At 72.4% G+C, this 18,810-nt stretch carries 15 protein-coding genes; 8 read left to right on the forward strand and 7 right to left on the reverse strand.

The window, feature by feature from the left end; genetic code table 11:
* Positions 1-97: 97 nt before the first annotated feature.
* The 3 genes from E1281_RS22895 to polA all read right to left on the reverse strand — a co-directional run bounded on the left by E1281_RS22895 (position 98) and on the right by polA (position 5,019).
* Positions 98-1,678: an FAD-dependent monooxygenase gene (locus E1281_RS22895; protein WP_243717269.1), complete on the reverse strand. Its 1,581-nt coding sequence runs from the start codon at positions 1,676-1,678 to the stop codon at positions 98-100.
* Between the two features lie 79 nt (positions 1,679-1,757).
* Positions 1,758-2,255 (reverse strand): inorganic diphosphatase, encoded by a 498-nt coding sequence (locus E1281_RS22900; RefSeq protein WP_131881442.1) that lies wholly within the window; start codon positions 2,253-2,255, stop codon positions 1,758-1,760.
* 115 nt (positions 2,256-2,370) lie between these two features.
* Positions 2,371-5,019: a DNA polymerase I gene (gene polA, locus E1281_RS22905; protein WP_131881444.1), complete on the reverse strand. Its 2,649-nt coding sequence runs from the start codon at positions 5,017-5,019 to the stop codon at positions 2,371-2,373.
* 63 nt (positions 5,020-5,082) lie between these two features.
* On the opposite strand from polA, the gene E1281_RS22910 reads away from it, so the two are divergent.
* The 6 genes from E1281_RS22910 (at position 5,083) to E1281_RS22935 (ending at position 11,396) form a co-directional block, all read left to right on the forward strand.
* On the forward strand, positions 5,083-5,922 hold the full coding sequence (locus E1281_RS22910) for an LLM class F420-dependent oxidoreductase (RefSeq protein WP_131881446.1): 840 nt from the start codon (positions 5,083-5,085) through the stop codon (positions 5,920-5,922).
* A 453-nt stretch (positions 5,923-6,375) separates the two neighbouring features.
* On the forward strand, positions 6,376-8,778 hold the full coding sequence (locus tag E1281_RS22915) for a nitrate- and nitrite sensing domain-containing protein (RefSeq protein ID WP_131881448.1): 2,403 nt from the start codon (positions 6,376-6,378) through the stop codon (positions 8,776-8,778).
* On the forward strand, positions 8,775-9,218 hold the full coding sequence (locus E1281_RS22920; RefSeq protein ID WP_131881450.1) for a roadblock/LC7 domain-containing protein: 444 nt from the start codon (positions 8,775-8,777) through the stop codon (positions 9,216-9,218). The genes E1281_RS22915 and E1281_RS22920 overlap by 4 nt, the downstream gene beginning before the upstream one ends.
* Before the next feature lie 6 nt (positions 9,219-9,224).
* Positions 9,225-9,608 (forward strand): DUF742 domain-containing protein, encoded by a 384-nt coding sequence (locus tag E1281_RS22925; RefSeq protein ID WP_131881452.1) that lies wholly within the window; start codon positions 9,225-9,227, stop codon positions 9,606-9,608.
* Entirely contained in the window at positions 9,589-10,191 is a 603-nt protein-coding gene (locus tag E1281_RS22930) for an ATP/GTP-binding protein (protein ID WP_131881454.1), read from the forward strand. The genes E1281_RS22925 and E1281_RS22930 overlap by 20 nt, the downstream gene beginning before the upstream one ends.
* 62 nt (positions 10,192-10,253) lie before the next feature.
* On the forward strand, positions 10,254-11,396 hold the full coding sequence (locus tag E1281_RS22935) for an acyl-CoA dehydrogenase family protein (RefSeq protein ID WP_131881456.1): 1,143 nt from the start codon (positions 10,254-10,256) through the stop codon (positions 11,394-11,396).
* A 4-nt stretch (positions 11,397-11,400) separates the two neighbouring features.
* Here E1281_RS22935 and boxB read toward each other — a convergent pair whose 3' ends face one another.
* The 3 genes from boxB to E1281_RS22950 form a co-directional block, all read right to left on the reverse strand.
* Positions 11,401-12,819 (reverse strand): benzoyl-CoA 2,3-epoxidase subunit BoxB, encoded by a 1,419-nt coding sequence (gene boxB, locus E1281_RS22940; protein ID WP_131881458.1) that lies wholly within the window; start codon positions 12,817-12,819, stop codon positions 11,401-11,403.
* A gap of 2 nt (positions 12,820-12,821) precedes the next feature.
* Positions 12,822-14,501 carry a 2,3-epoxybenzoyl-CoA dihydrolase gene (gene boxC, locus E1281_RS22945; RefSeq protein ID WP_131881460.1) on the reverse strand — a complete coding sequence of 560 codons (1,680 nt, stop codon included), beginning with the start codon at positions 14,499-14,501 and terminating at the stop codon, positions 12,822-12,824.
* Positions 14,502-14,622: 121 nt separating this feature from the next.
* On the reverse strand, positions 14,623-16,227 hold the full coding sequence (locus tag E1281_RS22950; protein WP_131881462.1) for a benzoate-CoA ligase family protein: 1,605 nt from the start codon (positions 16,225-16,227) through the stop codon (positions 14,623-14,625).
* Positions 16,228-16,418: 191 nt separating this feature from the next.
* On the opposite strand from E1281_RS22950, the gene E1281_RS22955 reads away from it, so the two are divergent.
* Positions 16,419-17,279: a PaaX family transcriptional regulator C-terminal domain-containing protein gene (locus E1281_RS22955; RefSeq protein WP_131881464.1), complete on the forward strand. Its 861-nt coding sequence runs from the start codon at positions 16,419-16,421 to the stop codon at positions 17,277-17,279.
* A 26-nt stretch (positions 17,280-17,305) separates the two neighbouring features.
* Here E1281_RS22955 and E1281_RS22960 read toward each other — a convergent pair whose 3' ends face one another.
* A complete protein-coding gene (locus E1281_RS22960) occupies positions 17,306-17,704 on the reverse strand; it encodes a PaaI family thioesterase (RefSeq protein WP_131881466.1) in 399 nt (132 codons plus the stop codon).
* Positions 17,705-17,948: 244 nt separating this feature from the next.
* Between E1281_RS22960 and E1281_RS22965 the strand changes: the two genes are divergently transcribed.
* Entirely contained in the window at positions 17,949-18,779 is an 831-nt protein-coding gene (locus E1281_RS22965; RefSeq protein WP_243717270.1) for a 4Fe-4S dicluster domain-containing protein, read from the forward strand.
* Positions 18,780-18,810: the final 31 nt, after the last annotated feature.

Genomic DNA, 18,810 nt, shown 5'->3' on the forward strand with positions numbered 1-18,810 from the left:
GCCCAGGCGCACCGGCCCGAAGCCACCACGCCCCACGCAAGCCGGATGCTCATCCACCCAATGATCCATGCTCCCGGCGTTCCCGGCCAACGAGGTTTCAGCGGGCGCAGGCCCGGTGCAGGGCGGTGGTCACGGGTCCGGGGCCGGGGTCCGGGAGGACCGCGGCGAGGTGGCCGTCCGGGCGGACGACGTGGACGGTGTCCGGGCCGGATTCCAGGGCCGCCCGCAGATTCCCGCCGGTGTCGATGTCGTCCAGCGCGTGGATCGTGTGCGGGACGTCGGTGGGGAGTTCCATCGCGTGGCGCCTCGCCGTCAGAAGGACGAAGTCCGTGCCGAAGAGGCGGCGCAGGCGGGTGGGCTCCCCGGAGACGGTGCAGGGTCCGTCGGGGCAGAGGACGCCCGGAAGTGGCGGGCGGGCGGCGCCGGGTTCGCGCGGGAACCCGTCCACCGGGCCGGACGGGGTGGTCAGCGGCGAGTCCAGGTACCAGAACGGCTCGGCGAGCCTGCCCGAGTCGATGATCGTGCGCGGTTCCGGGTGCGTCCGGGCCTTCTCCAGGCATTCGCGCCGGTGGGCGTGCTGCGCGGGCGTCTGCGGGACCAGGAACTCCATCGTCCGGGTGGTGACGCGGAGGTTCTCCCGCGCGGCGGCCCGCCGCTCGGCGTCATAGGACGCGAGCAGGGCGGCGGGCGCCCGGCCGTGCCGGACGAAGGCGAGCTTCCAGGCGAGGTTCTCCGCGTCCTGGACGCCCGAGTTCAGCCCGCGGGCGCCGAACGGCGCGTACAGGTGGGCGGCGTCGCCGGCGAGGAAGGCGCGGCCCGAGGCGAACGCCGCGGCGCAGCGCTCGTGGAACCGGTACACGGTCGCCCACACGATCTCGTACGGGACGTCCCCGACGATCTTCCGGATCCGGGCGTCCAGCGCGCCGGAGGCGCGTTCGGCGTCGAGGTCGAGGTCGGCGGGGACCTGCCAGTCGATCCGCCAGGTGCCGTCCGGGCACTGGTGGACGAGCACCTGCCGGCCGGGATTCCATTCGGGGTCGAAGTAGAACCGCCGCTCGCTCGGGAACGGCAGCTCGGCCCGGATATCGCAGATGAGGAACCTGTCGGCGAACGTCCGCCCGGGGAAGCCGATGCCGAGCAGCTGCCGGACGGCGCTGTGCCCGCCGTCCGCGCCCACCAGGTGGCTGCCCCGGACGATGGCGCCCGCGTCGACCTCGACTCCGCGTCCGTCCTGGTGGAGCCCGCTGACGGGATGCCCGTACCGGAGATCGACCAGCGGCTCGGCGGCGGCGAGGTCCCGAAGGTACCCCTCCACCTCGGCCTGGGAGATGTTGATCCAGGGCGGGACGGAGCCGTCCCCGGAGTCGGGGAAGGCGACCGAGAACAGCTCGTCCCCGCGGTGGTAGGTCCGGCCGGTCGTCCACGTCACCCCGCGGGCGATCATCCGCCCGGCGCAGCCGACCCGGTCGAGCACGTCGAGGACGTCCCGCTGGAAGCAGATGGCCCGGGACCCGGACGGTTCGCGCCGGGCGGCGGCCTCCAGCACCACGCTCGGCACGCCGTGCCGCGCCAGCAGCAGCGCCGTGACCAGCCCGACCGGCCCGGCGCCCACGATGACCACCGGTTCACCGACCACCGGCTCACCGACCACCGGCTGGATGTCACTGGGCGGGCTCACACTCCCGATGGTGCGCCGCCCGGCCCGCCCGGTAAAGCCGCTCGCGCGACGTTTTACCCCAGGGCGTTCCCGGCCCGGGTCAGGACGTGGCCGCGGCGGCGTCGCGCGCCCGCTCGGCGGCCCGGGTGATCGTCTCGTCGGCGACCTTCCGGTCCTGCCAGCCGCGCACGTCGGTGCTCTTGTTCGGCTCCAGGCTCTTGTAGATGTCGAAGAAGTGGGCGATCTCGTCCCGGATGTGCTCGTGGACGTCGCCCAGGTCGCGAAGCTCGCGGTAGCGGACGTCCTTGGACGGGACGGAGAGGATCTTCGCGTCCGGCCCGCCCTCGTCGTGCATCCAGAACACCCCCAGGCTGCGGACGGTGATCTGGCAGCCGGGGAACGTGGGCTCCTCCAGCAGCACCATCACGTCCAGGGGGTCGCCGTCGTCGGCGACGGTGTCCGGGATGTAGCCGTAGTCGACCGGATACTGGGTCGAGGTGAACAGCATCCGGTCCAGCCGGATGCGGCCGAGCCGGTGATCCATCTCGTACTTGTTGCGCGATCCCCTGGGGATCTCGACGATCATCTCGATCTCCATGCGTGCCTCCCCCGAGATTGCCCTACCCAGCGACGGGCCCTGTGATCGTATCCGCCGCCGTGGGTCGGTGCGCCGCGTGGGTCGGTGCGCCGCGTGGGTCAGTGGGCCGCGTGGGTCAGTGGGCCGCGGCGTTCCAGTCGGGGCCGGCGCCGATGGCGACCTCCAGGCCGACGCTCAGCGGGTAGGCCGTGGTCATGCGGGTGCGGACGAGTTCCTCCACCGCGTCCCGCTCACCCGGCGCGACCTCCAGGACGATCTCGTCGTGGACCTGGAGCAGCAGCCGGCTGGCGAGCCCGGCGCCGGTCAGCGCCTCGTCCACGCGCAGCATCGCGATCTTGACGATGTCGGCGGCCGAGCCCTGCACCGGGGCGTTGAGCGCCATCCGCTCGGCGGTCTCGCGGCGCTGCCGGTCGTCGCTGGTCAGATGGGGCAGGTAGCGGCGGCGGCCGAGGAGCGTGCGGGTGTAGCCGGTGGCGCGGGCCTCGGCGACGACGTGGTCGAGGTAGTCGCGGACGCCGCCGAGCCGCTCGAAGTAGGCGTCCATCAGCGGGCGCGCCTCGGCCATCGCGATGCCGAGCTGCTTGGCCAGGCCGAACGCCGACAGGCCGTACGCCAGCCCGTACGACATGGCCTTGATCTTGCGGCGCATGTCCGGGGTGACGGCGTCCGGGGCGACCCGGAACACCTGCGCGGCCGTCGTGGTGTGCAGGTCCTCGCCGGATTCGAACGCGGCGAGGAGCGTCGGGTCCTGCGACAGGTGCGCCATGACGCGCAGTTCGAGCTGCCCGTAGTCGGCCGTCATCAGCGACTCGAAGCCGTCGCCGGGCAGGAACGCGCGGCGGATGCGCCGCCCCTCCTCGGTCCGGACGGGGATGACCTGGAGGTTCGGCTCGGTGGAGGTGAGCCGGCCGGTGGCGGCGACGGTCTGCTGGAACGTGGTGTGGATCCGGCCGTCCGCGCCGATCTCCCTGATCAGCCCGGCCACGGTCGTGCGCAGCCGCGCCTGGTCGCGGTGGTGCAGCAGGACCTGCGGGAGGCCGTTGTCGGTCTGGGTGGCGAGCCAGGTCAGCGCGTCGAGGTCGGTGGAGTACCCGGACTTGATCTTCTTGGTCCTGGGCAGGCCCAGCTCTCCGAACAGCACCTCCTGGAGCTGCTTCGTGGAGCCGGGGTTGAAGCGGCGCCCGGCGATCTCGGCGGCCTCGTCGGCGGCGCGCTCCATCGCGCCGGCGAAGTGCCGTTCCAGCTCTCCGAGGAGTTCCGCGCCGACGTGGACGCCGGTGCGCTCCGCCTTGGCGAGCAGGGCCGACAGGGGCAGCTCGACGTCGCGCAGCAGCTCGTCCATGCCCGTGGACGCCAGGTCCGCGGCGAACCTGCCCGCCAGGTCGAGGACGGCGCGGGCGCTCAGCATGAGCCCGGCCGCTCCGTCGGCGGGCGGCCGGCGCCCGAGATGCCGTCCGGCGAGGTCGGCGATCCCGTAGGCGGCCAGGCCGGGCAGGAGCAGGTAGGCGGCCATCGCGGTGTCGGCGGCGATCCCGCCGAGCCGCCAGCCGCGCTCGCCGAAGACGCGCAGCAGCGACTTCACGTCGTGCAGCGCCTTGGGACGGGAGGGGTCGGCCAGCCATTCCGCGAAGGCCCGCTCGTCGTCCACGGTGAGGCCGGACGGCTCGAACGAGGCCGCGTGGCCGTCGCCGGTGGCCAGCGCGATCCGGGCGATGCCGCCCGCGCCGCGGGCCCAGGTCCAGTCGGCGGCCAGCCCGGTCGGCCCGGCCGCCCTCGTCCGGAGCCAGGGCGCCAGCTCGCCGGGACCCAGCTCACGGCCCTCGATCGGCTCGGGGGTCCCGGCCTCCCGCGCCCCCGCCTCGGGCGGCCGGCCGCCGCCCGGGTCGGCGGCGAACAGCCGCTGCCGGAGGCTGGCGTTGCGAAACTCCAGCTCGTCCAGCAGGGACGTGAACGCGGACAGGTCGTAGGGCCGCCGCCGCAGGTCGCCGATCCCGACCGGCAGGTCCAGGTCGCGGACGAGTTCGGTCAGCCGCCGGTTCAGCCGGACGGAGTCCGCGGCGGCGCGCAGCTTCTCGCCCGCCTTGCCCTTCACCTCGTCCGCGCGGTCCAGCAGCGCGTCGAGGGAGCCGAACTCCCGGACCCACTTCGCCGCCGTCTTCTCGCCGATGCCCGGGATGCTCGGCAGGTTGTCGGACGGGTCGCCGCGCAGCGCCGCGAAGTCCGGGTACTGCGCCGGGGTCAGCCCGTACTTCTCCCGCACCGCCTCCGGCGTGTACCGGATCATCTCCGAGGCCGTCCGGTAGAAGTACAGGACGGTGACGTCGTCGCCGACGAGCTGGAGCACGTCCCGGTCGCCGGTGACGATCAGGACCTGGAGGCCGTCCGCCTCGGCCCTGGCGGTGAGCGACGCGATGACGTCGTCGGCCTCGTAGCCGGGCATCCGCAGCACCGGCAGGCTCATCGCGGCGAGCAGTTCGTCCAGGATCTCCAGCTGGCCGCCGAACCCCTCGGGCGAGCGCGACCGGGTCGCCTTGTACTCGGGGAACGCCTCGGTCCTGAACGTCCGCCGCGACACGTCGAACGCGACCGCCGCGTGCGTCGGGCGCTCGTCGCGCAGCACGTTGGCCAGCATGTTCGCGAACCCGTACACGACGTTGGTCGGCTGCCCGGTGGTCGTGCTGAAGTTCTCGACAGGCAGCGCGTAGTACGCCCGGTACGCCAGCGAGTGGCCGTCCAGGAGCAGCAGGCGGGGCCGGTCGGTCATGGGTCACATCCTGGCACCGGGGAAGGGAGGCATGAAACGGCAGGACGAGGTGTTGGAGGCGGTATGACGAAGATCGAACTGGGACGTCTCGGAATCTGGCGCCCGTGGAGCGAACTGGATCCGGAGCTGGCCAAGGACGTCGAGGACCTCGGCTACGGCGCCATCTGGATCGGCGGCTCGCCGCGCGGGGACCTGAAGATCGCCGAACGGCTCCTCGCCGCCACCGACCGCATCGTGATCGCGACCGGGATCGTGAACATGTGGGACACGCCCGCGGAGGAGGTGGCCGCCTCCTACCACCGGCTCGACGGGGCTTACGGCGGGCGGTTCCTGCTCGGCGCCGGCATCGGCCACCCGGAGGCGACGCAGGAGTACCGGAGCCCGTACGAGACGATCGTCCAATATCTGGACCGGCTCGACGCCGAGGGCGTCCCGGTGGAGGGACGGGTCCTGGCCGCGCTGGGGCCGAAGGTGCTGCGGCTGTCGGCGGAGCGCGCGGGCGGCGCGCACCCGTACCTGACCACGCCCGAGCACACCCGCCGGGCGCGTGAGCTGCTGGGCGACGGCCCGCTCCTCGCACCCGACCAGAAGGTCGTGCTCGACACCGACCCCGAGCGGGCCCGCGCGCTCGCCAGGGAGAAGATCGGCTTCTACTTCAAGCTCAGGAACTACGTCTCCAGCTGGAAGCGGCTGGGCTTCACCGACGAGGACGTCGCCGGGGAAGGCAGCGACGCGATCACCGACGCGCTCGTCGCGCACGGGGATCCGGCGGCGGTGGCGGCGCGGCTCACCGGCCACCTGGAGGCGGGCGCCGACCACGTCGCCGTCCAAGTGCTGGCCGGGCAGGGCGAGGACCCGCGTCCGGCGCTGCGGACGATCGCCGAGACGCTCTCGCCGCGCTGACTCCCGGCGGTCCGGAAGGGCGGCCCTGTTCGAGGGACGAATCAACCCGGAGGTTGACACGCGTCATTTCCCGCAAAAGGAAACGATTTCGCTTCGAAGACGGCCGACATTGGCCGCTCCCGGACCTCACTTCGCGGGCGACCGGCCCGTTTGACGGTCACGGTCCGTCCCGTCGCCTCCACCGTTGGTGTCGATCATGACCACGCGACCGATCCGCATTCCGCAATGCCCGCATCGGAATCGCCGCCCAGCCGTATACCTTTGACCTGGGAGAACGATGATAAAACGACGATAAATCGCATCCCGTAGCAGGGATTCAGGGGCCCCGCCACAGGCAGGCGCCATTCTCCTTTTCCGGCCCGTGTCCAGCAGTTGAGACGGTGGCCCGGGCAAATCGGCGTGAGTATAGTTCCTCACCCTTGGAAGTGGCCGCCGACCAGCAGGAGTGGGCCGTTGTCGAGTCCCGAACAGGTGCACCGATCGCACGGGCGTCCGCGCACGCGCCCGATCGGACGGCGGATCATACCGCTCCTGGCGATCCCGCTCGTGTCGCTGGTGGTCCTCTGGGCGTTCTCGGCCGCTCCCGCGATCGACGACGCGGTCCGGCAGAACCAGTACGCGGACGGCTACGACCGTGTCGGCGACCCGTCCAGACTCGCCATGCAGGCCGTGCAGGGGGAACGCGCCGCCGCGGTCGCGGCGCTGGCGTCGCCGTCCACCGCGGCGACGCAGAAGTTCCGGGAGGCGACGGAGAAGACCGACGAGGCGGCGGACGCCTTCCGCGCCGTGGCGCTCTCCCCCGACCTCCTCGGGAACATGCCCGGCGCGGCGGTGCGGCGGATGCGCGACACCGGCGAGCAGTTCAACCGGCTGGCCGGTGCCCGGTCGAGGATCAACGCGCGCGACATCTCCGCGCTGGAGGCGATCGACGCCTACAGCGGCGTCATCGACACCACGGCACGGCTGCTCAGCACGCTCGTGGCCCTGGAGGACGTGACCGTCCTCCAGCAGAACAAGGGCGCCCTCTACATGTTCTGGGCGCACGACTTCGTGCTCCGCGAGGACCTGCTGCTCTCCAACCTGCGCGGCCGGCTGGCGTCCACCGAGCGGGCCGCGTTCGCCCGGTGGGCGGGTGGCCGCTCGCAGCTGTTCGCGCTCGGCGAGGTCCAGTTCAGCGGCCGCGCCGCGCGGACCATCGGGGATCTGGCGGGATCCCCCGCCTACGCCGAGTTCGTGGCGCTGGAGAACTCCGTCGTGCAGCGGGGAAGGGCCCCGGACCCGCAACGCTGGAAGACCGCCACCGCGACGGCCGGGCAGATGTGGCTCGGCGCGGTCCTCAAGGCCAGCGAGGAGATCCGGCAGGACGACGTCGAGCCGGCCGACCGGCGGATCTGGCTGCGGGTCTACCTCACGGGCGGCGTCGGGCTGCTCGCGGTCGTCGCCTCCCTCGTGCTGTCGCTGCTGTTCGCCCGCCGCCACGCGGCCGAGCTCCGGCGGCTGCAGCGGTCGGCGCAGGAGCTGGCGCACGAGCGGCTGCCCCGCGTCGTCGCGCGGCTGCGGCGCGGCGAACCGGTGGACCTGGAGACCGAGACGCCTCGCCCGGAGGCCGCCAGGACCCGCGAGGTGGCCCTGGTCGGCGAGGCGCTCGACACCGTCCAGCGGACGGCCATCAGCACCGCGATCGGTGAGGCGGACCTGCGCGAGAGCATCAACCGGGTCTTCGTCAACCTGTCGTGGCGCAGCCAGTCGCTGCTGCACCGGCAGCTCCGGCTGCTGGACCAGATGGAGCGGCGCGCGTCCAGCCCCGAGGAGCTGGACGACCTGTTCCGGCTCGACCACCTGACCACCCGCATGCGGCGGCACGCCGAGGGCCTGGTCATCCTGTCCGGCTCGCCGACCGTCCGGGCCTGGGACCAACCGGTCGCCGCCGAGGACGTGGTGCGCGCCGCGATCGCCGAGGTCGAGGACTACCGGAGGATCGAGCTGATCGGCGCCTCGTCGGCCGCGGTCACCGGGGACGTGGTCGCCGACGTCGTCCACCTGCTCGCCGAGCTGATCGAGAACGCCGCCGCCTACTCCCCGCCGGCCACCGACGTCACCGTGAAGATCGAGACCGTCGCCAACGGCCTCGCGGTGGAGGTCGTGGACCGCGGCATCGGCCTGCAGCCCGACGAGCTGCACGAGCTGAACCAGCGCCTCGCCAGCGCCGTCGAGTTCGACCTGGTCGACACCGAGCGGCTCGGGCTGTTCGTCGTCGCGCGGCTGGCGGCCCGGCACGGCATCAAGGTCACGCTCCATCCCTCGCCCTACGGGGGCACGACCGCGATCGTCCTCATCCCGCAGTCCCTGGTGGTCCTGGACGAGCAGTTGCAGGCGTACGGCGCAGAGACCGTCCAAGCGGTCGCGCCGGGCGTCCCTGGCACGGCACGGCTCGGCCGCCCGGTCCGCCCCGCGCTGGCCGGTCCGCCGGGCGCGCCGGCCCCGTTCAGCCCGCAGGATTCCAATGCCCCGCCCGTGACCTTCAATTCGCCCGCGTCTTCCAGCACGCCGGGCCATATCGTTGACCGAACCCGGCCATCCGAGACGGATCCGGAACCGGTGGAGGCCGAGGACAGTGAGATCACCGGGCGGCTTCCGCGCCGGGTCCGGCAGCGCAACCTCGCTCCCCAGCTGCGCGAACGGCCGGTCACCGGGCGTCCCGAGCCGGCGGCGCGGCCGGACGACGACTTCGAGGAGCCGAATCCGGAGTTCAGCCGCACGCTGATGGCCTCGCTACAGTCGGGCTGGCTGCGCGGCAGGGACGCCGACGACGGGCCGGGCGATCTCGATCCACATGACGTATGGGGGGACTCATGACGCGGCAGGGCCACGCCACCGGCGAGCTCGACTGGCTGCTCAACGATCTGGTCGAACGGGTGGGCGAGGTCCGCCAGGCCGTTCTGCTGTCCAGGGACGGCCTGGTCATGGGCGCGTCCGGGGAGGTCACCCGCAGGGACGCGGAGTTCCTCGCCGCGCTGTCGTCGGGCTTCCACAGCCTGGCCAACGGCGCCCGCGAGCACTTCGAGGCCACGCAGGTGCGGCAGACCGTCGTGGAACTGGACGACAGCCTGTTCTTCGTCGTGCCGGCCGGCAGCGGAAGCTGCCTGGCCGTGCTCAGCGACGCCGGCGGGAACGCCGGCCTCGTCGCCTACGAGACGACGATGCTGATCAAGCGGGTGCGGCGGCACCTGTCCGCCTCGCCGCGGACGCCCGCCGGGCCCGAGGGCGAGCCACCGGCCCCGGGCGCCTCGGACTGAGCCGTCGTGGAGACGCCGAGAGAGCGCTGGGTCGGGCACGACGCGGGCCCGATCGTCCGGCCGTACGCGATGACCCGCGGGCGCACCCGCCCCCGCGGGTTCACCGTCGACCTCGTCACCATCCTCGTCGCGACGGGCCGGACCCCGGGCGACCGGGTGTGGCTCTCGCGCGAGCAGCGGCGGCTGCTGGAGCTCTGCCGGCGTCCGTCCACCCCCGCCGACCTCGCCTCGGAGACCGATCTTCCGTACCGGGTCGTGCAGATCCTGCTGGAGGACCTGCACCAGTACGGCCTCGTCGAGGAGATGCCGCAGGGCGACCCCGGCGAGCAGCCCGACCGTCCCGATCACCGCATACTGATGAGAGTCCTCGATGAACTCCGCCGCCTCTGACAGCCGGCTCGTCCCGCAGGGGTACGACGACGACGTCCCCCAGCACACGCTGAAGATCCTCGTGGCCGGGGGGTTCGGTGTCGGCAAGACCACCCTCGTCGGCGCGGTCAGCGAGATCCGCCCGCTGCGCACCGAGGAGACCCTCACCGACGCCTCCGCCGGCGTGGACGACCTGCACGGCGTGGAGGGCAAGACGACCACGACCGTCGCCATGGACTTCGGCCGGCTGACGTTCTCCGGCGGCGTCCGGCTGTACCTGTTCGGGACGCCGGGGCAGGAGCGGTTCTGGTTCATGTGGGACCAGATCGCCTACGGCGCGGTCGGCGCGATCGTCCTGGTCGACACGCGGCGGCTCTCCACGAGCTTCGCTTCGATCGACTTCTTCGAGCAGCGGGAGATCCCGTTCGTCGTCGCCGCCAACGTCTTCGACGGCGCCCGCCGCTACACCGTCGAGGAGATCCGGGACGCCCTGGACGTCGACCCGCAGGTCCCGGTGATGCTGTGCGACGTGCGGCGCCGCGACGTGGCGAGGGACGTCCTCGTCGCCCTGGTGGAGCACGCGGTCCAGTCGGCCACCGTCTAGCCCGCGCCGTCCGGGCGGCACCGGTGCGCTCGGTACTGTGGGGGTGCCGAAAGGAGTCCGCCATGCCCGCCGTCCGGCACCTGCCCACCCCCGAGTCCGAGGACCTCGTCGCCCTCACCCGCGAGATCGCGGCGAAGGAGCTGGCGCCGCGGGTCGCGGACTACGAGCGGAGCGGCACGTTCCCGCGCGAGGTGTTCGCGACGCTCGGGCGGGCCGGACTGCTGACGCTGCCGTACCCGGAGGAGTTCGGGGGCGGCGCCCAGCCGTACGAGATCTACCTGCAGGTCCTGGAGGAGATCGGCGCGGCGTGGGCGAGCGTGGGCGTCGGCGTCAGCGTGCACGCGCTGTCGTGCTTCCCGCTGTTCGCCTACGGGACGGACGAGCAGCGCGCCCGGTGGCTCCCGGACATGCTGTCCGGCGAGAGCCTCGGCGCGTACTGCCTGTCGGAGGCCCACGCGGGCTCCGACCCGGCGGCGATGCGGGCCAGGGCCGTCCGCGACGGCGACTCCTACGTGCTGAACGGCGCCAAGGCGTGGACGACCCACGGCGGCAAGGCCGACTTCTACACCGTCATGGCCCGCACGTCCGATGACGGGGCCCGCGGCGTCTCCTGCTTCCACGTCCCGGCTGGCACCCCCGGGCTGGAGTTCGACGAGCCCGAGGACAAGATGGGCCTCATGGGGTCGACGACCGCGACCGTCCGGTTCGTCGGCGCCCGCGTCCCGGCCGCCAACCTGATCGGGCACGAGGGGCAGGGGCTGTCGATCGCGCTCGCCGGCCTGGACGCCGGGCGGCTCGGCATCGCCGCCGTCGCCACGGGCCTGTCCCAGGGCGCGCTCGACACCGCCGTCGCCTACGCCAAGGAGCGGGAGGCGTTCGGCAAGGCGATCATCGACCACCAGGGGCTGGCGTTCGTGCTGGCCGACATGGCCGCCGCTACCGAGTCGGCGCGGGCCACCTACCTGGCGGCGGCGCGGCTGAAGGACGCGGGCCGCCCCTACGGCCGGGAGGCGTCCATCGCCAAGCTGGTCGCCACCGACAACGCGATGAAGGTGACCACGGACGCCGTCCAGGTCCTCGGCGGCGCCGGCTACACCCGCGACTTCCCCGTCGAGCGTTTCATGCGCGAGGCGAAGGTGATGCAGATCTTCGAAGGCACCAACCAGATCCAGCGCATGGTCATATCGCGGCACCTCGCCCGTTGAGGGGCTACAGCCTCACGTACTCGTAGTCGAAGGGGCGGCCGTTGATGCCGTTGCGGGGCGGGGCGATCCAGCCGGCGATCCTGCCGCGTTCGTGGACGGGGCGCATCAGGGAGCGGACGTGCGTCTTGTCGACCTCCGTGGGGAGCCAGGCGCCGCTGCGCCGGTCCCATTCCCCGGCGGTGATGATCTCGCCGTCCGGGGTCGCCTCGATGCCCGCGAACGCGCCGACCCTGCGGTTGAACGCGATGCTGGGCAGGGAGAGGCGCTGCGGGAGGCCCGCGTCGGCCAGGATGCGGTTCCAGCGGTTGACGCCGCTCTGGCAGTCGGCGATGTACTCGCGGCGCAGGTCGGTGTTCAGGCCCGTCAGGGCGGCGACCTCGGTCTGGCCGACTGCGCCCTCGACGAGGGCGTCCACCATCATCGCGTCGTCGGTGAGACGGTGGTCGTCCTTGCGGCGCCCCTCCAGCCAGCGGCCCTTGAGCCCGGCCGTGTAGTAGTTCGCGACGTTGCTGGACGTCTCGGAGCCGAACAGGTCGAGCGACACCGAGTAGTGGAAGTTCAGGTACTTCTGGACGACGTCGAGCGAGATCGCGCCGTGGCCGGTGACGTCGTCGGTGTCATGCTCCTTCATGAGCTCGACGGTCCGCTCGACGACGCGGTCGATGCCCGTGGTGCCGACCATCATGTGGTGGGCCTCCTCCTTGAGCATGAACTCGCACGTCCGCGAGAGCGGGTCGAAGCCGGACTCCTTCAGCGTGCCGAGCTGGTACTTGCCGTCCCGGTCGGTGAAGTAGGTGAACATGAAGAAGGAGAGCCAGTCCGGGGTCTCCTCGTTGAAGGCGCCCAGGATGCGCGGTGACTCCTCGCTCCCGGAGTTGCGGTGCAGGAGCTCTTCGGCCTCCTCGCGTCCCTCGCGTCCGAAGTAGGCGTGCAGGAGGTAGACCATCGCCCACAGGTGGCGGCCCTCCTCGACGTTCACCTGGAACAGGTTGCGCAGGTCGTAGAGGCTGGGCGCGGTCGCGCCGAGGTTGCGCTGCTGCTCGACGGAGGCGGGCTCGGTGTCGCCCTGGATGACGATGAGGCGCTGGAGGTCGGCGCGGTACTCCCCCGGGACCTTCTGCCAGGCGGGCTCGCCCTTGTGCTGGCCGAAGCCGATGCGGCGGTCGCCGTCGCGTTCGGCCAGGAAGATGCCCCACCGGTAGTCCTTCATGGCGACGTGCCCGAAGTGCGCCCAGCCTTCGCGGCCGACGTCGACGGCCGTGCGCAGGTAGACGTCCCGGGTGGGGAGCGTCGGGCCCATCGACTCCCACCAGGTCAGGAAGTCGGGCTGCCACGACTCCAGGGCGCGCTGGAGCCGCCGGTCCTCGTGCAGGTCGACGTTGTTGGGGATCTTCTCGGAGTAGTCGGCCCCGCTCGCTCGCATGGTCACACTCGCTTTCGGTCGAAGTCGGGGCGCCGCCCGGTGCCGTAGCGGCGCAGGGCGCCGTCCGGGCCGGACGCGTTCGGGCGGGCGAAGATCCAGTTCTGCCAGGCGGTGAGCCGTCCGAAGATCTTCGTCTCCAGGGTCTCCGGGCCGGGGAAGCGGTAGTTGGCCTCCAGGCCGGTCAGCGCGTCGGGGCTGAAGCCGGACCGCTCCTCGACGGTGATGCGGACCTCCTCGTCCCAGTCGATGTCGTCGGGCGCGAAGGTGACCAGGCCGAGGCGCTCGGCGTCCGCGGCCTCCAGCGGCTTGCCCTCGGCGTCGCGGACGGCGGCGAGCGCGGCGTCGTCGCCGAGGAAGCGGGTCTCCAGGCGGGTGAGGCCGTTGCCCATCGGCAGCGGGCCGAGGTTCATCGCGTCCACGGTGATCGCGGCGGGGTCGGCGTCCGGGTCGACGTCCTCGAAGACGCCGTCGAGCTGGAAGGACCGGTCGGCGGCAAGCGCGATCTCCAGGAGCGAGCCGGCGAAGCAACCGCCCGGCTCGATCAGGGCGATGAGGCTGCGGCTGGTGACGTCGAGGCGCTTCAGCGTGCGCTTGAGGTAGTGCAGGATCTCGTTGGCGAGCCAGTCGCCGGCATGGCCGAGCAGGAGCCGGTCATGGGCCAGGACGTTCCCGGCGTCGCCGGCGGTGCGGAAGATCCAGGTACCGAGGTCCGGCTCGTTGGTGCGCAGGTCGAGGATCAGGTCGTCCAGCTCGCGGGTCATGGCGAGCGTCCAGAAGTCCGCGCCCTGGCGGTGCACGTCGTCGAAGCCCTCGGGGGCCGAGTCCGGGCCCGTGACGGTGATCTCGACGGTGCCCGCGTCCCGGTCGAGGTCCGCCGACACGTGCCGGTAGACGACGGCCTCGGCGGTGCGCGTCTTGCCGAGCGGCGTGAGCGTGACGCCCGCGGCGTCCCGCGGCCGGGACGAGCGGGCGGCCAGTTCGCTCGCGCGTTCGGCGACCGTCGCGTCCCAGGCGGTGCGGGGCACGGCCTCGTCCACCAGCCGCCACGCGACGGCCTTCTTTCCGCCGAGGCCCTCGGCCTTGGTGGAGAAGTGGTCGGCGCGGTCGCGGCGGACGTGCCGCTTGTCCGACACGCGGGTCAGGCCGCCGGTCCCGGGCAGCACGCCGAGCAGCGGCAGCTCCGGCAGCGACACCGCCGCGGACCGGTCGTCCACCAGCATGATGTGGTCGCAGGCCAGGGCCAGCTCGTAGCCGCCGCCGGACGCGGTGCCGTTGCACGCCGCCAGGTAGGTCTGGCCCGAGTTCGCCGTCGCGTCCTCGATGCCGTTGCGGGTCTCGTTGGTGAACTTGCAGAAGTTGACCTTCCACGTGTGCGGGGACCCGGCGAGCATCCGGATGTTGGCGCCCGCGCAGAAGATCTTCTCCTTGCCGCTGGTGACCACGACCGCGCGGACGCCCGGATGCTCGAACCGGAGCCGCTGGACGGCGTCGTAGAGCTCGATGTCCACGCCCAGGTCGTAGGAGTTGAGCTTCAGCTCGTAGCCGGGGACCAGGCCGCCCTGCTCGTCCACCGCCATCGTCAGCGTGGCGACCTGCCCGTCGACGTCCAGGGACCAGTGCCGGTAGCCGGACGGGTCCACCCGGAACTCCACATGCGGGGCCGAGCTGTCGGGGTTGGCCATGAGACGTCCTTCCGCGTGCCGGCCGTGTCCCTTCATGCTCCACAGGACACGGTCACAACGTCAAGAGTTTGTAGCACATTTGCTCACGGGCCGTTTCGCCCGGACGGGTCCGGCACCGCGGTCAGGGGGTGTCGAGCAGGGCCGCGGCCAGCTCGCGGACGGCGAAGCGGCGGAGCTTGCCGGTCGGGGTCGTCGGGAGCCTCTCCATGATCAGCACCTCGCGAGGGCGCTTGAACGACGCGAGCCCCGCGCGGCAGAAGTCGATCAGCCCTCCCGGCCCGGCGGACGCCCCCTCCTTGAGGACGACGCAGGCGACCGGCTTGTCCAGCCCGTCGGCGTCCGGCAGCCCGACGACCGCGGCCATCGACACGGCCGGATGCTCCAGCAGCCGCGCCTCCACCTCGGCCGGCGACACCCAGATGCCGCCCGACTTGAGCATGTCGCCCGTCCGGCCGAGGCACGTGTAGTAGCCGTCGCCGTCGACCACGTACGTGTCGCCGGTGCGCAGCCACTCCCCCTGGAACACCTGCCGGGTGGTGCCGGTGCGGCACCAGTACCCCGTCGCGATCGACTCGCCCTTCACCAGCAGCGAGCCCGGGGTGCCCGGCTCGACGTCGGCGCCGTCGGCGTCCACGACGCGCAGCTCGTACCCGGGGACGGCGGTGCCGGTGGTGCCGGGGCGGACCTGCCCGGGGCGGTTCGACAGGAAGATGTGCAGGCACTCCGTCGAGCCGATCCCGTCGATGATCTCCACTCCGTACGTGGCGGTGAAGCGGCGGCACAGCTCGGCGGGCAGCGGCTCGCCCGCCGACACCGCGAGCCGCACGGACGCGAACGCCTCCGCGGGCACGTCCGCGTTCAGGATCGCGGCATAGAAGGTGGGGACGGCGAAGAACAGCGTCGGGCGGTACTCGGCCAGCCGTTCGGCCACCGACGCGGGCGTGGGGCGGTCGGGGTCCAGAACCGTCGTCGCGCCCACGGCGAGGGGGAAGAACAGCGAGTTGCCGATCCCGTAGGCGAAGAACAGCTTGGCGACCGAGTAGCAGCGGTCCTCGGGCGTGATGCCGAGGACCTGGCGGCCGTAGGTCTCCACGACATGGCGGATGTTGGCGTGCCGGTGCATCGCGCCTTTCGGGCGGCCCGTCGTCCCGGACGTGTAGAGCCACAGCGCGCTGGAGTCGTCCGAGGTCAGGTAGGGGTCGAGCAGTTCGCCTCCCCGCGCCCGCCCATCCTCGACCAGGTCGTCGACGCGGCTCACCCGGACGCCTTCCGGAGCGCGCAGGGCCGCGTCCCCCTCGACCACCACCTGGCGGATGCCCGGCGCGTGCGCGAGCGCAGCCTCGCCCGCCACCGCGAACCGGTCGCTGACCAGCACGATCCTGGCGCGGGCGTCGTTGAGGAGGGCCGCGAGCTCCACGCCGGTCAGCATCGTCGACACCGGGACGGGAACCGCGCCGAGCCGCATCGCGCCGAGGATCGCGGCGGCCATGAGCGGACCGTCGGCCATGAACAGGACCACGCGCTCCTCCGCGCGCACCCCCCGGCCCTCCAGCCCGGCGGCGATCCGCCCGGCGAGGCCGGCCAGGTCGGCGTAGGTGACGTCACCGCCCGGACCGGTGAGCGCGGTCCGGCCCGCGGTATCGGGCCGGACCGCCGCCTGGAGCAGGTATTCGGAGGCGTTGAACGTGCCGGGCTGGACCGGTGCGGTCGCCGTTTCAACGGTCATCGGGCCTTCCCTTCGCCGGGAACCGTGCCACACATGCTCTACATCGACAAAACGACAGTCAATAGACTTGTGGAATGACCGTGCCGCGCGGCGGGTGCCGCGCGATACTGGACAGCGTTCCATGGACGGCCGGGTCCGCGAAGGCCCCATAACGCCACGGGCAGGGACACCACGGGCTGGAGGGAGAGCAGATGCCCCGAACGGGCGATCACGCGCCGCACACCGGGCCGCAGTTCCGGCGGCGGCGCGAGCTCGGCGCCGCGAGCGCCCGGTCGCTGCTGCTGACCGTGCTGGGCGAGTTCGTCCTCCCGGCCGGGGAGCCGGTCTGGACGGCGGCGTTCCTGCGGGCGCTCGGCCTGCTCGGGGTGGAGGAGAAGGCCGTCCGGCAGGCGCTCGCCCGCAGCGCCACCGAGGGCTGGGTCGCCGGGGAACGGCACGGCCGCCGCACCGCCTGGCGGCTCACCCCGTCCGGGGAGCGGCTCCTCACCGACGGCACCGAGCGGATCTACGGCTCCGGCCGGCCGGTCGGCGCGTGGGACGGGCAGTGGCTCATCGTCATGGCCACCGTCCCCGAGACCAGCCGCAGGCTCCGCCATCTGCTGCGGACCCGGCTCGCCTGGAGCGGGCTCGGCAACCTGGCCCCGGGCGTGTGGGTGAGCCCGCATCCGGAGCGCGAGCCGGAGGTCCGCGGGGTCCTCACCGAGATCGGCGTCGCGGACTCCTCCACCCTGTTCACCGGGCGGCTCGGCGACCTGTCCGAGGCGCGGCAGGTGGCCGCGCAGGCGTGGAACCTGGACGAGATCGAGCTGGCCTACGAGGACTTCCTCGACGCCGTCCGCGCCCTGCGTCCCGTCGACGATCCCGGGACGTTCGCCGCGCACACCAGGCTCGTCCAGGAATGGCGGCGGTTCCCGTTCCTCGACCCCGGCCTCCCGGCGGAACTGCTCCCCGACGACTGGTGCGGCTCCCAGGCGTTCGCCCTCTTCCACGAGCGCCACGGCACCTGGCGCCCCGTCGCCGACCGCCAGTGGAAGACCATGTCCCAGGACTGACCCCGGCCCGCCCCAGGAGGGCCGGACTAGCCGGAGGGGGTGAGCCGCAGGAGGTTGACGGTGCCCTCGGCGACCACGCGGTCCCTCTCGTCGGTGATCGTCGCCTGCCAGGTCACGTGGTCGTCCACCCGGTCGACGGGGCGGGCGCGGGCGGTCAGCCTGCCGCCGCGCACGGCCCGGATGAACCGGGTGTGGTTGCTGACGCCGACGACCTGGCTGTCCAGCCCGACCGTCAGCGCCGCGCCCATGCTGCACACCGACTCGGTGATCGCGCAGTACACGCCGCCGTGCACGATCCCGTACGCCTGCATGAGCTTGCCGGTGACCTCCAGCTCGGCCACGACCTCCTGATCGGACGCCTCGACCACGAGGAGACCGAGCGTCTGGTCCAGCGGTCCCGCGTAATCGACCCGTTCAGCCGTCATCCCCAGAAGCTATCCAGCCGCCGAAATCGGCGTCAATGGACGGCGCCACCGGCCGGCGGGCGTCCCGGAGACGCTTTCCGGGAGGTGTAGGGCGCGGCTCCCCGGGAAGGTGCCCAGCGCCCTGCGGATCGGAGGCCGGGGAATGGGAGGTCGTGGGATGAGCAGCCTGGTCGGACGGAACCTGCTGGCGGGGCCGGAGCCCGACGTCACGGAGAACGCGGGCTACGCCGACCCACCCCCCAGGATGGGCTTCTTCACCGACACGTCCGTGTGCATCGGCTGCAAGGCGTGCGAGGTGGCCTGCAAGGAATGGAACGCCATCCCCGAGGACGGCCTCGAGTTCACCGGCATGTCCTATGACAACACCCAGGGCCTCGGCGCGGACACCTGGCGGCACGTCGCGTTCATCGAGCAGGACAAGCCCATGGGCCGCGCCGATTCGGGCATCGACCACGAGAACGCCCCCGGCGAGGCCCCCGGCGGCGGTGCGACGGACATGCGCTGGCTGATGGCGTCCGACGTGTGCAAGCACTGCACGCACGCCGCCTGCCTGGACGTCTGCCCGACCGGCTCGCTGTTCCGCACCGAGTTCGGCACCGTCGTCGTCCAGGAGGACATCTGCAACGGGTGCGGCTACTGCATCCCCGCGTGCCCGTACGGCGTGATCGACCAGCGCAAGGGCGACGGCCGGGCCTGGAAGTGCACCATGTGCTACGACCGGCTGGGCGCGGGCCTGGAACCGGCGTGCGCGAAGGCGTGCCCGACCGACTCCATCCAGTACGGGCCGCTCGACGAGCTGCGCGAGCGCGCCGCCCTGCGCGTCGACCAGCTCCACGGCATCGGCGTGGAGGACGCGCGCCTGTACGGCCACGATCCGGAGGACGGCGTCGGCGGCGACGGCGCGTTCTTCCTCCTCCTGGACGAGCCGGAGGTGTACGGGCTCCCGCCGGATCCGGTCGTCACGACCCGCGATCTGCCGTCCATCTGGACGCACACGGGGGTGGCGGCGGCCGCGCTGCTCGGCGGGATCGCGGCCGTCTTCGCCGTCCACGGCCGCAACGGAGGCGGGCGATGAGCGAGGTCGGCAAGAGCGGGGTCGGCAAGGG

It is taken from the genome of Actinomadura sp. KC345 (assembly GCF_004348515.1).
In the GTDB taxonomy this organism is placed as follows: Bacteria; Actinomycetota; Actinomycetes; order Streptosporangiales; family Streptosporangiaceae; genus Spirillospora.

Excerpts from the sequence above, each read along its gene's own strand:
- E1281_RS22960 (WP_131881466.1), bottom strand. The coding sequence starts at position 17,704 with ATGACGGCTGAACGGGTCGATTACGCGGGACCGCTGGACCAGACGCTC.
- E1281_RS22910 (WP_131881446.1), top strand. The coding sequence starts at position 5,083 with ATGACGAAGATCGAACTGGGACGTCTCGGAATCTGGCGCCCGTGGAGC.
- E1281_RS22935 (WP_131881456.1), top strand. The coding sequence starts at position 10,254 with ATGCCCGCCGTCCGGCACCTGCCCACCCCCGAGTCCGAGGACCTCGTC.
- E1281_RS22965 (WP_243717270.1), top strand. The coding sequence starts at position 17,949 with ATGGGCTTCTTCACCGACACGTCCGTGTGCATCGGCTGCAAGGCGTGC.
- E1281_RS22950 (WP_131881462.1), bottom strand. The coding sequence starts at position 16,227 with ATGACCGTTGAAACGGCGACCGCACCGGTCCAGCCCGGCACGTTCAAC.
- E1281_RS22920 (WP_131881450.1), top strand. The coding sequence starts at position 8,775 with ATGACGCGGCAGGGCCACGCCACCGGCGAGCTCGACTGGCTGCTCAAC.
- boxC (WP_131881460.1), bottom strand. The coding sequence starts at position 14,501 with ATGGCCAACCCCGACAGCTCGGCCCCGCATGTGGAGTTCCGGGTGGAC.
- boxB (WP_131881458.1), bottom strand. The coding sequence starts at position 12,819 with ATGCGAGCGAGCGGGGCCGACTACTCCGAGAAGATCCCCAACAACGTC.
- polA (WP_131881444.1), bottom strand. The coding sequence starts at position 5,019 with ATGACCGACCGGCCCCGCCTGCTGCTCCTGGACGGCCACTCGCTGGCG.
- E1281_RS22900 (WP_131881442.1), bottom strand. The coding sequence starts at position 2,255 with ATGGAGATCGAGATGATCGTCGAGATCCCCAGGGGATCGCGCAACAAG.
- E1281_RS22930 (WP_131881454.1), top strand. The coding sequence starts at position 9,589 with ATGAACTCCGCCGCCTCTGACAGCCGGCTCGTCCCGCAGGGGTACGAC.
- E1281_RS22955 (WP_131881464.1), top strand. The coding sequence starts at position 16,419 with ATGCCCCGAACGGGCGATCACGCGCCGCACACCGGGCCGCAGTTCCGG.